This window comes from Niallia sp. FSL M8-0099, from assembly GCF_038006945.1.
Taxonomy (GTDB): Bacteria; Bacillota; Bacilli; order Bacillales; family Cytobacillaceae; genus Niallia; species Niallia circulans.
The window spans coordinates 75,859-89,366 of sequence record NZ_JBBOWF010000002.1 but is presented as its reverse complement, the minus strand read 5'-3'; the positions used below and the strand labels follow the sequence as shown (position 1 = coordinate 89,366).

At 31.7% G+C, this 13,508-nt stretch carries 9 protein-coding genes; 8 read left to right on the top strand and 1 reads right to left on the bottom strand.

What is annotated here, in order from left to right; genetic code table 11:
- Positions 1–87: 87 nt before the first annotated feature.
- The 3 genes from NSQ92_RS15320 (at position 88) to NSQ92_RS15310 (ending at position 3,085) form a co-directional block, all read left to right on the top strand.
- Positions 88–1,683 carry an NlpC/P60 family protein gene (locus NSQ92_RS15320; RefSeq protein ID WP_341152932.1) on the top strand — a complete coding sequence of 532 codons (1,596 nt, stop codon included), beginning with the start codon at positions 88–90 and terminating at the stop codon, positions 1,681–1,683.
- Between the two features lie 21 nt (positions 1,684–1,704).
- Positions 1,705–2,019 (top strand): hypothetical protein, encoded by a 315-nt coding sequence (locus NSQ92_RS15315; RefSeq protein ID WP_336044842.1) that lies wholly within the window; start codon positions 1,705–1,707, stop codon positions 2,017–2,019.
- Between the two features lie 844 nt (positions 2,020–2,863).
- Complete coding sequence (locus NSQ92_RS15310; protein ID WP_336044841.1) at positions 2,864–3,085, top strand: hypothetical protein; 222 nt, start codon at positions 2,864–2,866, stop codon at positions 3,083–3,085.
- A gap of 158 nt (positions 3,086–3,243) precedes the next feature.
- On the opposite strand, the gene NSQ92_RS15305 is transcribed toward NSQ92_RS15310, so the two are convergent.
- A complete protein-coding gene (locus NSQ92_RS15305; RefSeq protein ID WP_341152931.1) occupies positions 3,244–3,399 on the bottom strand; it encodes a YvrJ family protein in 156 nt (51 codons plus the stop codon).
- 124 nt (positions 3,400–3,523) lie between these two features.
- Here NSQ92_RS15305 and NSQ92_RS15300 point away from each other — a divergent pair, with 124 nt between their 5' ends.
- The 5 genes from NSQ92_RS15300 (at position 3,524) to NSQ92_RS15280 (ending at position 13,506) form a co-directional block, all read left to right on the top strand.
- Positions 3,524–3,886 carry an RNA polymerase sigma factor gene (locus NSQ92_RS15300; protein ID WP_336045087.1) on the top strand — a complete coding sequence of 121 codons (363 nt, stop codon included), beginning with the start codon at positions 3,524–3,526 and terminating at the stop codon, positions 3,884–3,886.
- Positions 3,887–4,065: 179 nt separating this feature from the next.
- On the top strand, positions 4,066–5,004 hold the full coding sequence (locus NSQ92_RS15295) for a DUF1702 family protein (RefSeq protein ID WP_336045089.1): 939 nt from the start codon (positions 4,066–4,068) through the stop codon (positions 5,002–5,004).
- A gap of 2 nt (positions 5,005–5,006) precedes the next feature.
- Positions 5,007–6,935: a CRTAC1 family protein gene (locus tag NSQ92_RS15290; RefSeq protein ID WP_336045090.1), complete on the top strand. Its 1,929-nt coding sequence runs from the start codon at positions 5,007–5,009 to the stop codon at positions 6,933–6,935.
- Positions 6,935–7,828, top strand: a complete 894-nt coding sequence (locus NSQ92_RS15285; protein ID WP_336045091.1) for an enediyne biosynthesis protein UnbU — start codon at positions 6,935–6,937, stop codon at positions 7,826–7,828. The genes NSQ92_RS15290 and NSQ92_RS15285 overlap by 1 nt, the downstream gene beginning before the upstream one ends.
- Positions 7,804–13,506, top strand: a complete 5,703-nt coding sequence (locus NSQ92_RS15280; RefSeq protein ID WP_341152930.1) for an SDR family NAD(P)-dependent oxidoreductase — start codon at positions 7,804–7,806, stop codon at positions 13,504–13,506. Before NSQ92_RS15285 ends, NSQ92_RS15280 begins: the two co-directional genes overlap by 25 nt.
- Positions 13,507–13,508: the final 2 nt, after the last annotated feature.

Below are 13,508 nucleotides of genomic sequence, written 5' to 3'. Positions count from 1 at the left end.
TGAAAATTCAAATGGGATAACCCCAAGATTCATAGAGAGACATTCATTTCTATGTATTCTTGGGGTTATTTTTTGGGGAGGGTTAAAATGAGTAGTAAAATTAAAAGTATCACTTTTCTTTCTGCTATTGGGTTATCCATAGGGTTGATAAATGGACCAATCCATGTTGCTGCAAATGAGAGTGAAAAAGAAATAACAACGATTGATTCGATTGATGAATATAATAAAAATTTGAAAGAACAAATTGTAAAGATGGATAAGGCTATAAATATAACCCAAAATGAATTAGTTTTAAAAAAAAGGCAACTAAATCATTTAAAAAAAGCAATAGACTTAAATAAACAGCAGGTAAAAAAAGTTAAAGATGAACTGGCCGCGAAAGAACATGAATATCGGGAAAAAAAGAAAAGTTCGGTGAATGATCTACCCTTTCTTTCGGATAATTTGGCCGGGATAAATGAAGATATTATTATAAAGAAGAACGTAAAGAACTTTAATTTCGTAGAAGATTTGAACAGAGATTTTACGTATTTAATGGAAAAACAAACATTACTCAATGAATTTAGCGATTTGAATGAACAATTGCAACAACAACAGGAAGCTTACAGTAAGTTAATAGATGCATTGAAGGAAAAAGAGGATACTTATAAAGAAGAAAAAGAAAAATTAGAATTAAAAAGCAAAACTTTATCAAAGGATAAAGAGATGATTGAAGCCGCTATTACTAATGAAATTGCCAGGGTAAATGGAGAACGATTTGAAAGTGATTTTTACCAAAAAAGCATTACATCATCTAAAGAGGTACCAGAAGAATATATGCCATATTATCTTTATGGTGAACAGACCTATAACATACCATGGTATTACTTAGCGGCTATACATGCTGTAGAAACCTCCTTTTCTACTCATGTTACCATGGAATCCAGTGTTGGAGCCATAGGACCTATGCAATTTATGCCTTCTTCATGGGTAGGATCTAAGTACGATATTGGTGGAGGTTTAGTATCTGAAGATATAGACATCACCGATTTAGAAACCATAAAAAGAGGAAACGGGTTTGGAATTGATGCTAATAATGATGGAAAAGCAGACCCATGGAATCCAGCGGACAGCATTGCAAGCGCAGCGTATTACTTAGCCTCTCATGGATTTGAAAATAACAAAGAGAAGGCAATATGGGCCTATAACCATGCAGATTGGTATGTTGATAAAGTTATAAAGTTAGCAGAGAGCTTTAAGTTCCAAAAGGACATATCTACAATCGATCTAAATATTAATAATAATAGTGGGATTGATGTTACAACAGTAGGATCTAAGTGGATAAATAATTCTTATTACGTATTTGGAGGAGGAAGGAGCAAAGAGGATATAAGTAGAGGGTATTTTGATTGTTCTAGCTTTGTTCATTGGGCATTTGAACAAGTTGGAGTAACCTTAGGCAATAGAACCGGTGTGACAACAGACACTCTTAAAGAAATGGGGAATGCGGTTAATTATGAAGCTGCTAAACCAGGAGATCTCGTATTCTTTGATACTTATAAAAAAGATGGGCATGTTGGGATTTATTTAGGAGAAGGGAAATTCATCGGCGCCCAAAGCTCTACCGGAGTTGCAATTGCAGATATGTCTAATGGCTATTGGAATCAAAAGTTTAATGGAAGAGTTAAAAGAATTTCCCATTAATTATATGAGGAGGAATGGGAAATGGATGATAAAAATAGCAAAATGATAGATAATGCAAAGAAATTAGCAAATGAAATAGTAAGAATAGAGAATCAAATTCAGTTGATAATTGAATCAAAACAATGTGTCTTTGATGTTTTAAATGATGGGGAATTAGGATGGATTGTTCAAACTTCCTATTGTCAAATTGGAGGATGTATAGTTAATTACATTCCTTGCAAATCTAAAATCACTGCTATTGAAGTCTCTGCAAGGATGACCTTTAAAGGGATGAAGCCCGCTGCGAATGGAATCTGTTCTACTTGTAGTAAAGATCTACATGAAATGATAACATAGAAATTAGCCATACTCAGAGAAAAATGTAAATAGAGGTGCTATTTGTATAGAGCTTTTTAAACCCGTAAGGATAGATGTGTACACTACTTCTTACGGGTTTTTTCTATAGCTAATTATTCGACTAATATAGGTAATGAACAAAGAGAATTGTTAATTATTTTGTTATGGGTAATGATAATAATCTCTTTTCGTTTATAGAAATGCAAATCTGTTTTGCTAAACCCAATTAATTAGCTATTTGATAATTCTAGGACAACTAAAATTACGTTTGGATTAATTTGAAGAGTCTTTAGTATTTGATCAAATTCTAATGTATTAGCTTCTTCTATAACTATCCAAATGATTGTTTAATAGGTGGGTTCTTGATGATTGCACAAAAAGAGAAGTATCTGATAAAAGTTCAAACGGGAATAACGCTAAAGGCAGTGGTACCCTTCCAGCAAATCGTTATCGTCTGCAAATATAGATGATTTAGGGATGGAAATCCAATTTATACAGGGCAATACTTAGATTATAATGAGGTTGCTTTAGTATCTGATATAACTTACAATTATTCAATTACACCAGTAAGTAAAAATGGTAGAGGAGTAAGTGTACATAAACATTTAAAACGAAAGTAGGAGCATTAGAGATTTTAAGTGTTCCAAGTAATAGTGAATTATCTGAACTAACACTTAGTGGTGATAAACAATATACTTATTGAACTTTCGATAAGACAATTGTTATTAAAGATACAAGTAAAGTTAGGGATTGCTGGAAGCTACAAGTATCAAGTGGAAAATTTAAAAGTATAGATACAAAAAGAATTTTTCTGGAATGTCATTAAAACTGAAACCAGTGGAGAATGTTACCAACGATAATAAACGAAGTCCAGTCAAACGTATTAAAGGATACAACTCTTATTGAAGCAGACAGTGAAAAAACAGGCCAAGGAATTTATGTAATTACTTTACCTTATGATGCATTGGAGATTATTCTTGATCCGGCATTTGGGTATATAAATTCAGATGGAAGTCCTCTAAATTATGCTATAGATATTACATGGTCAATAATGCCAGATAACTGAAAGCTATTTTAAGGTAAAAGTGATTTTCATGATTGTAAAATAGTACATTTGTTGATGATTGAATCCAATCATCAGTTTTTTATCTCTGCTTTTTATTAACAAGTAGTTCTTTCAATAAAAACACCCATCCGGGTGTTTTTATTGATGTTTACTTCGAATTACTTATTCCATGTTCTAATTACTTCGGTTAATCCCTGAATAGTAGACTCTAAAGCCTCTATTTTTTTTTCAAATCTAATTAATAAATACATTGTGATTACAACAGGAAATCCAAAATTTCCTATAGTTGTAATCCAGAATTGAAGATCATCCATAATTATCCCTCCTTTTTTTAAATAGTAAAAATAATTTAAAAAATACAACATAATATTTCACTTTTTTGGTTGTTAATTTCCAAATATAAATTACTAGAATTATAGAGGGGGAGGGTGGTCAGAAATGAGCAATAAGTTATACACCCATAATAAAGAAGATTATTCGATTCTATTAAGGAGAGCTGCTTGGAGAATGCAGTATGTCTCAAAGCAAATTCAGAAAAGAGAGGTGAAATTTGAGGATCCGAATTATTTTGGGAGTATATCTACATTTGAAAATGATTTAGTTTCTAAGATTTTTGTTGATGAAGTGATAAATACTATACCGAACAGAAAAGGTAGATACGTAGTTAATAAGGTAGTTATTGAGGGATATACAGAAAAAGAAATAGCTGAAGAGCTAAAAATTTCTCAACAGGCGGTGAACAAATGCAAGCAACGAGCGCTTCATTATCTAAGAAAGAACCTCTTAATTTCAATCAATTAGTATATTTGGAGAATGAAGGTAATTATCAGGCTATGGAAGAGTTATTAAAGATTTTTGAAGATGAGATACAGTATCTTGCTAGTTTTCTGAGGATTCCAAGAGAAGATGCAGTTCAATGTTTAAAAGTTGAACTTCTTAGTATTGTAAAAAAATTGTAATGATAATAGAGGGGTGAACCCATGTTCAAACGAATGTTAAAGATTCCATATAAATTGGTGAAAGTTACAGAACGTGGATTTCAAGTAAAGGAGCAAAATGCAAAAGATAATTTAGAGAAAGTTGGTAGTACATTTCTTGATGGGTATCACTTTGTTATTAACTTTCCAAATAATTTTACAGGTAAGTTAGAAAGTGTACCTCAACAATTTAGGGGTTTTGCTTATGAAGGTGCTGCAATGGCCTTGATTATACAAGATAGTATAAGTATGTTTAAACGTTCTCGATTTAAGCATTTTTTAGAGGGTGCCGGAAAACATCATAATTATATGTTACATATCGGAGCGGGATGGGCATATGCAAAATTTCCTCTTCTTTTTAAAAAGGCATTCAACAAACATGACCCATTATTAAAATGGTTGATTGTTGATGGAATGGGATTTTATTACGGATACTTTGACTGGGACAAGTACATTAATAAAAAACAACTACCTAGGATAATTAAACAAAATGTTAATTTAAGTAATGTTTATTTTCAAGGACTTGGTAGAAGTCTCTGGTTTGTTAAAGGTGGGGACATATACGAAATTAGTAAAACAGTTGATTCTTTTGAAGAAAAAATTAGAAGTGATTTATGGAGTGGTGTTGGTCTTGGAGCAGCATATGCAGGACCATTAAATATTGAAACTCTAAAAAATTTAAAGAAAATAGTTGGCGAATATTTTCCATGTTTAGCTCAAGGAATAGCGTTTGCTGCAACTGCTAGATATCAAGCAAATACTCCATCTGCAAACACAGAGCTAGTAAGTTTAAGTATTTGTGGTATGAACTCAAAAGCGTTATCAGAGCTCACAGCTTTTGCATTAGAAGAAGCATCTAAAGTTACAAACAATTTAACTGTTTATGATAACTGGAGAAATATTATTCAAGCTGAATTTTATATGAATGGAGCTGGTTATTAAAAATGAATCCAAAATCACACTTTAAACGAACAATTAAAAAATATATTTCTATTGTTATTGTAGTAACTCTCTTTTTTTCTATGCACATATTGGATTCCAAAGGGGAAGCAAAAGAGAATTTTGATTTTGATGAGTATGCTATTAGTGGAAATATAAAAGATAAAGAGGAAAGGATGATTAGAGAGGTAAATCCAAGTTATGAAAAAATAAAATCATGGATATCTTCGGTAGGTGCAGGTATTGCTATTAACGACATTAACAATGATGGACTATCTGATGATATATGCTTAGTTGACCCACGCTACAATAACGTTACCATTCAATCTGCAAACAATAAATATGAAAAGTTTGAATTAGAATATTTGGATGATAAATCTTCAATTGCTGCACCTATGGGATGCGTTCCATTAGATATAAATGAAGATGGCTACATGGATATAATTGCTTATTACTGGGGACGGGCTCCAGTGGTGTTCTTACAAAAGAAAAATACACATTTGAATACTTTAACAAAAGATAGTTTCGAGGCACAAAAACTAATTGACACTGATGAAGAGTGGTACACAAATGCGCTATCAGTAGAGGATATAGACGGAGATGGTCACTTAGATCTTATAGTGGGAAATTATTTTCCAGAAAATTCAGGTGTTTTAAATCCGTTAGCAAAAAATCAAGCTCAAATGCAAGATTCAATGTCACAAGCTTTTAACGGAGGAAAAAATCGAATTTTACTATGGAAAGGAAAAGATAAAAATAAATTTAATGTTAAGTATGAGGATGCTTCAGATCAAGTACCTATTGAACTACTAACTGGGTGGACATTAGCTCTTGGTACGGCAGATTTAAATAAGGATTCTCTTCCAGAAATATATTTTGCGAATGATTTTGGTCCAGATCGGTTTTTGCTTAACCACTCAAAGCCAGGAAAACTTAATTTTATTTCACTTACTGGAAAGGACTCATGGAAAAAACCGAAATCTGAAGTTTTAGGTAAAGATTCTTTCAAAGGTATGGGAGTAGAATTTGTAGATTTAAATAATGACGGCTTGCTAGATATATTGATAAGTAATATTGGTGCTGAATATGCTTTGTTAGAATCTCATTTTGCATTTATAAATACAGGGCAATGGGATCTAGCAGAAAAGGGAATTGCACCATTCGAAAACCAAAGTGTAAAACTGGGACTGAATAAGAGTTCGTGGGGGTGGGATATCAAAGCAGCAGACTTTAATAATGATGGAGAAAAAGAAATCATTCAAGCAACTGGCTTTGTGAAAGGAACAAAGAATAAGTGGAATGAGTTACAAGAACTAGCTACTTTAAATGATCAATTACTTAAATATCCGAAAGTATGGCCAACTTTTACTGATGGTGCTGACTTAAGTGGAGAAGATGATAATGCCTTCTTTGTAAAAACGAACCGGAATAAATATATAAATGTACCTAATGCTTTTGGGGAAGGACAAAAGCATGTAACAAGAGGGATTGCTATTGCAGACATAAATGGAAATGGTCAACTTGATTATGCAATGGCAAGTCAATGGGACGATTCATTTCTATATATCAATAAAACTAAAACAAATAATAAATTTATTGGATTAGATATTGTATTTCCTATTGCTAATAAAGAAAACTCAATAAAGGTATCGAAAGGGAAAGCAATTGGAAAAAGAAAGAGGTATGCACTAGGTGCAGTTGTTGAGGTGTTTTTACCTAATGGTAAAACTTTAATTGCACAAGTTGATGGTGGTAATGGTCATTCTGGAAAAAGAAGTAACGAAATTCATTTTGGTTTAGGAGATCTAGATTTAAAAAATGCTTCTGCCAAGATTACTTGGAGAAATAGTAATGGAAAGATAGTGACTGAAACTATTAAAGTAAATTCTGGTTGGCAAACAATATGGCTACCATTAAGTGAGGGTAAAAAGTAATGAGCTTACGAATAAAAGCATTAAGAGGTTTCGCTATTGCAATTACTGTTTTAAATATCCTGGGACATACTGTTCTTGGATTTGAACAATCATTACTACAATTATTTGTTTCACTCTTTACCGCCTATTTATGTGAAATTTTAATAGAGTTATCGGATGCAGTTATAAATAAAAGAACACCAGCATTCTATGGTTCTATAAATAAAGCTATTTCGTTTTTATTACCAGCACATATCACCGGATTAGCAATAGGTATGCTTATTTATTCAGGGGACAATATACTTCCATTTGCTTTTGCATCTGCTTTAGCTATAACATCAAAAACCTTAATAAATGCAAGGATTAATGGAAAGGTGAGACACTTTTTAAACCCATCAAATACCGGTATAGCATTAACATTGCTTTTATTTCCATGGGTATCTATTGCTCCTCCATATCATTTTACTGAACATATTTATGAATATGGAGATATTGTTTTACCTATAATCATTTTGATATTAGGGTCAATCCTAAACACTAAATTAACTAAAAGGACTCCATTAATCATAGCTTGGTTTCTAGGTTTTGCCTTTCAAGCTATCATTAGAAGTTTAGTCACTGATATATCATTAGTAGGTGCATTATTACCTGTTACAGGATTAGCTTTTCTCCTATTTACGTTTTATATGATAACTGATCCTGGTACTACTCCAATAAAACCATTTAATCAAGTGATGTTTGGTTTCTCTGTGGCTTTAGTTTATGGTGTGCTAATGCTCTTTCATGTTGTTTTTACACTATTTTTTGCTCTATTAATAGTTTGTGTAATTAGGGGAACATACCATTTGGTTAAAGGAAAAATAAATTTAAATAATAAGGAGGGTGCACTATGTCAACAGGAATTGCAATCGTAGGTATGGCTTGCGAATATCCAGATGCTAAATCTCCAAAGGAACTTTGGGAACTTGCCCTTTCTAAAAGAAGGGTTTTCAGAAATATCCCTAACAATCGACTTAATTTAAATGATTATTATTCAAGTGACAAAAGAGATATAGATAAAACTTATTCAAAAAAAGCTGCGCTAATCAATAACTACAATTTTGATAGAATCAAATTTAAAATCTCTGGTAAAACGTTTCGAAGTACAGATTTAACTCATTGGTTGGCGTTAGATGTTGCTTCAAGGGCACTTAATGATGCAGGATTTGTTAATGGTGATGGAATACCTAAAGATAGAGCAGGGGTATTGATTGGTAACTCTTTAACTGGAGAGTTTACAAGAGCAAATCTTATGAGGCTTAGATGGCCATATGTTCAAAGAGTATTGGAGACTGCACTGAAAAAAGATTCAAGCTTTAGTGAGAAGTTGAACGAAGTTCTTTTAGCTATAAAGGAAGAGTATTTAAAACCATTTCCAGAGGTTAATGAGGATACTTTAGCTGGAGGTTTATCAAATACAATATCTGGAAGAATTTGTAATTATTATGATTTTAAGGGAGGGGGATTTACACTTGATGGTGCATGTAGCTCTTCATTATTGGCAATTAGTAATGCTTGTTCTGCTCTTGAGAAAAAAGAGCTTGATTTAGCAGTAGTTGGTGGAGTTGATTTAAGTGTTGATCCTTTTGAAATAATTGGGTTTGCTAAAAATGGTGCATTAGCAGAAGATAATATGCTAGTTTATGATCAAATGTCTAATGGTTTTTGGCCAGGAGAGGGCTGTGGATTTGTAGTTCTAATGAGAGAAGAGGACGCTTTTCTTAGAAACATTAAGCCTTATTCAATTATTAAAGGTTGGGGAATCTCTTCAGACGGAAAAGGAGGAATTACAAGACCTGAAATAAATGGACAAGCACTTGCTTTAGAACGAGCGTATAAAAAAGCAAATTACAATTTGAGCAGTGTCTCCTATATTGAAGGTCACGGTACTGGAACAAAAGTTGGTGATGAGACAGAATTAAGAACACTTTTAAAGATGAAAGAAGGTGACAATAATACGACATATATTAGTTCAATAAAAGCTAATATTGGTCATACTAAAGCAGCTTCCGGCATAGCAGGTTTAATTAAAGCTGTGATGGCATTAAATGAAAAAATAATTCCTGCTGCAACAGCTTGTTATGCTCCACATCCATTAATTAATGCAATAGATTCAAATGTAAAAATCACAAAAGACCCAATAATTTGGCCGGAAAATAAGCCGCTTCGCGCTAGTGTAAGCTCAATGGGTTTCGGTGGAATCAATACTCATATTACTATTGAAAAAAATGATAAAGAAAAACCCAAATATAAATTTTCTCATAATGAAAGGAAAAACATTCGTACCTATCAAGATGTTGAAGTATTTATTTTTAGTGATGATAATAACGCAGTTTTAGCAAGTAAATTAGAAAAAATGATTTCAGAGTTAGAATCAATATCTTTATCGGAATTTATTGATTTATCAATTCAAACACAAAAAAATGGTAATGAGAAAGAAACGCACAGAGTAGCGATTATCGCTAGAACTCCTGAAGAATTACAAAATAAGTTAACGTCTGTTTTGAAAATGGTAGGTAATGAAGAAACAATTTTAAGTATAGGAAAAGGAATATATTATTTCAATGGTAAAGAAAGTGAAGGAAAAGTAGCTTTTGCTTTTCCTGGACAAGGATCTCCTATTGCACCAAATGCAGGATATATCTCAAAATTTTTCCCATCTCTAGAATTAAAAGATATTGATCGTGAACTTGTTGAGACTGCAAGAGTAAATACCGAAATCGCTCAACCGTTAATTGCTCAAGTCAGTGTCTTAGGGACAAAATTTTTAGATAAAATGGGAGTTAGTGCAGATATTGTATTAGGGCATAGTTTGGGAGAATTTAGTGCCCTTTATTGTGTAGATGCATTAAACGAAAAAAACTTAATGAGTATTGTTAAAAAAAGAGGAGAATTAATGCAACATACTCAGTCCGGAGTAATGGTTTCTACAAATGCTCCATTAAAACTATTAAAACAACTACGAAAAAATTATAAGTTTGATGTTGCTGCAATAAATAGTCCCAATCAAATAGTAATTGCTGGAGAATATACGAGTATTAAAGTGGTGACCGAAATATTAAATGAAAAAAGTTATTTTAATCAACAATTAAAAGTTACTAGAGGATTTCATTCTAGACTTATGGAACCAATTGTTTCAGATTTTAGTATTTTACTAGATAAAATACAATTTCAAAAACCAAATAAACCTATAATTTCAACAGTTAGTGGAGTCCTAATTAATGAAAGCACTAAGTTGAAAAAATTGATGGTTAATCAATTAGTTAAACCAGTTTTGTTTGAACAAGCAATAAATAAAATTAAAGATGAAGTTGATTTGTTTATTGAAATTGGTGCAGGTAATACATTATCGCCAATTATTAATGAGATAACTAAGGTTCCAAGTACTTCCTTGAATATTGGTGATGAGACTGGTATCTCTGCATTAAATGTTTTGGCAGCTTCTTATGCATTAGGTAAAAAAATTAACTGGGAACTTCTTTATAAAAGGAGAAATTATCAAGTTTATTCTGGAAAAAAGCAATTCTTTGAATCTCCATGTGAACAAATAGAATGTTCAACAAATAATTTAGATGATAAAAGTCAGAATGAAGGTAAGGAAAAACTGAAAGTAGAGATTGAAAATAGCTCTGAGACAATAAAAGTTATTAAAGAAGTTATTTCTAAAAATACGGAGCTTCCATCTGAGACTATTAATAATAATTATAAAATGTTAGACGATCTTCATTTAAATTCTATTTCAGTAAGTCAAATTATTGTAGAAATATCTAGGATCTTAAATATTCCGCCACCTGTTTCTCCAACTGATTTTGCAAATGCAACTATTGAAGAAATAAAAGATTATCTTCATGATCAACAACAGCAAGATAATACAGTGGTGGAAGAAATAAATGGAATAGACTCATGGGTAAGACCATTTACTGTTGAATGGAAAAGTAAAAAACTAGAAAAGTGCACAATAAAAAAAGGAGAAGGTGACTGGACAATCCTCTCCAAGGATAAAAAGATGGTCAATTTACTTATGAGTGAGTTGAATAAAAGAAACATAGGAAGTGGTCTTGTAATACATCAATCTAATGAGATTGATTTCCAATTATTAGAACAAGCTCTTACTGATATAAAGAACAGAAAAGAAAAATTAGGTCGAGTAGTTGTACTTTCTGGTGTCGATGGAATATCTTCGTTTTGGAAATCCTTCTACCTAGAAAATCCTGAAATAACTGTTTGTTTAATAAAAATTGAAAATGATGCTATAAGTTATACAAAAGTTATCGATGAAATATCAGCCTCTGATGGATTTATTGAAGCTAGATATATAAGTAAAAATCGAAGGCAGGTTCCTTTTTTAAAAGCACTTGAATATAAAGTTGATTCAGACTTAATAAATCTGGATAAAAAGGATGTAATTTTGGTAACTGGCGGAGGAAAAGGAATTGGTGCTGAATGTGCTAAGGCTCTTTCTAAACTAACAGGTTCTAAACTTGCTTTGCTAGGTAGATCAAATCCAAAACAAAATAAAGAATTAGCGGAGAATCTAAATCAATTATTAAGAAATAATATTGAGTTTAGTTATATTAGTGTGGATATTACAGATCAAAAAAAGGTTAAAAAAGCTATTAGTGAGATTCAGAATAAAATAGGGAAAATTACAGGAATCATTCATGCAGCTGGAGTCAACCATCCAAAATTGGTTAACCAATTAAGTATAAAAGATATCCAAGATACAATTTCGCCTAAAGTTACTGGACTTAAGAATATTCTTGGTGAAGTTACCAATAAAGATTTAAAAATGTTAATAACCTTTGGATCAATTATTGGTGAATCAGGGATGCAAGGAGATTCTCATTATGGGTTTGCAAATGAATTATTAAGAATAGTAACAGAAGAATTTTCAATAGCTAATCCTTACTGTAAATCGTTGTGCCTTGAATGGTCAGTTTGGGAAGGAAGTGGTATGGGAGAAAAAATTGGAACTATTGATTATTTAAAAAGACAAGGAATAATTCCAATTAATATTGATAATGGAATTAATATGTTCTTAGATCTTGTACAAAGCGATATAAAAAAAACCGGTGTAATTGTAAGCAGTAGGATGGGAAAGTTATCAACGATGCAATTTAACTCAAATAAGGTTCAGTTTTTGGGGAGATTTTTAGAAAATAAATTAATAGAGTATCCGGGAGTTGAACTAATTAGTGAAGTAGAATTGCACAATGATCAAGATCAATATCTAAATGAACATGAAATTAATAATGAAAAGCTATTTCCAGCGGTAATGATGATAGAAGCATTCTCCCAGGTTTCAAATTCCATTTTAGGTAAAAAAGATCAAATGCCTATATTTAAAGAATTAAAATTTAATTACCCTATTACAGTGGATAATTTAGGAACTAAAATTAGAATATCAGGGCTTGTAATAGGTAAAAACAAGGTAAAACTAAGTATTAGATCAGAGAAAACAAATTATCTCTTAGACCATGTAACTGGAATCTGTCAATATGGTTCAGGTAATAGAATTAGTCCTTTAATTCATTTTGATAATGAAAGTAAACATAATATTTTAACACCTAATCCTTCAGAAGCATTATATAAAAATACTTTATTTCAAAAAGGTAGATTTAAAAATATTGTTTGCTATAAATTTGTAACAGCTTTAAAGAGTATCTCACTAGTAGAAAATACTCAATATAAAAATTGGTTTGGTAAATATTTCCCGCAAAATTTAATAACCAAATCAATCGGCCCTAGAGATTCGTTTCTTCATTCTCTACAAGCATGTTTTCCACATAAGCATTTGATTCCAGTTTCTGTGGAAAGTGTAAGAATTAACAAAAACATAGACCAGCATGAATATCTCATTGTCACAGGTATTGAGAAAAATAAAAACGATGATTTATTAGAATATGACCTACAAGTAACTTCGGAGGATGGTACTGTTTTAGAGACTTGGAAGGGGCTTTTGTTGAAAACTATTGGAGAAGAATTACCAATAAAAGAATGGAATCCGTATTTACTAGGTTCCTTTTTAGAGAGAAAGATAAATGAAAGTGAAAAAAATCTGAATATAAGAGTATTTTTAGATAAAGCCATTAAGAAAATTGATAATAGCATGTATGCAAAACAAGTGGTATCCAATTTTGCTCGCATTCTTAGAAGAAGTGACAATAAACCTGAAACAGATGAAATTAAAGTATCTTGTTCTAAAGTAGATAATCTAGTTTTAGCAGCTTCTAGTAATAAAGATATTGGTTGCGATATTGCTATAGTAGAGAATCTGAGATGGGAAGGTTTGCTAGGACAAAAGTATTTCAGATTGGCAAAGTATCTTTCAGATGAAACAGGGGAAGCCCTTGAGATAAGTGCTACTATGGCATGGACTGTTATGGAATCGTTAAAAAAATCCGGAAAACTCTATAATCATCCTGTCACTATAAGTTCTATCAATGAAAATTTTGTGGTGTTTAACTCTGACAATACACTAATTTATTCTTATTTAGCGAATGTGTACGATGAAGATAGATCATTTATTATAACTTTAGCTATGGAGGTTTAATT

What these genes read in the sequence shown, in the direction of transcription:
- NSQ92_RS15295 (WP_336045089.1), top strand. Translation starts at nt 4,066, where the DNA reads ATGTTCAAACGAATGTTAAAGATTCCATATAAATTGGTGAAAGTTACA.
- NSQ92_RS15285 (WP_336045091.1), top strand. Translation starts at nt 6,935, where the DNA reads ATGAGCTTACGAATAAAAGCATTAAGAGGTTTCGCTATTGCAATTACT.
- NSQ92_RS15290 (WP_336045090.1), top strand. Translation starts at nt 5,007, where the DNA reads ATGAATCCAAAATCACACTTTAAACGAACAATTAAAAAATATATTTCT.
- NSQ92_RS15310 (WP_336044841.1), top strand. Translation starts at nt 2,864, where the DNA reads ATGTTACCAACGATAATAAACGAAGTCCAGTCAAACGTATTAAAGGAT.
- NSQ92_RS15320 (WP_341152932.1), top strand. Translation starts at nt 88, where the DNA reads ATGAGTAGTAAAATTAAAAGTATCACTTTTCTTTCTGCTATTGGGTTA.
- NSQ92_RS15280 (WP_341152930.1), top strand. Translation starts at nt 7,804, where the DNA reads ATGTCAACAGGAATTGCAATCGTAGGTATGGCTTGCGAATATCCAGAT.
- NSQ92_RS15300 (WP_336045087.1), top strand. Translation starts at nt 3,524, where the DNA reads ATGAGCAATAAGTTATACACCCATAATAAAGAAGATTATTCGATTCTA.
- NSQ92_RS15315 (WP_336044842.1), top strand. Translation starts at nt 1,705, where the DNA reads ATGGATGATAAAAATAGCAAAATGATAGATAATGCAAAGAAATTAGCA.
- NSQ92_RS15305 (WP_341152931.1), bottom strand. Translation starts at nt 3,399, where the DNA reads ATGGATGATCTTCAATTCTGGATTACAACTATAGGAAATTTTGGATTT.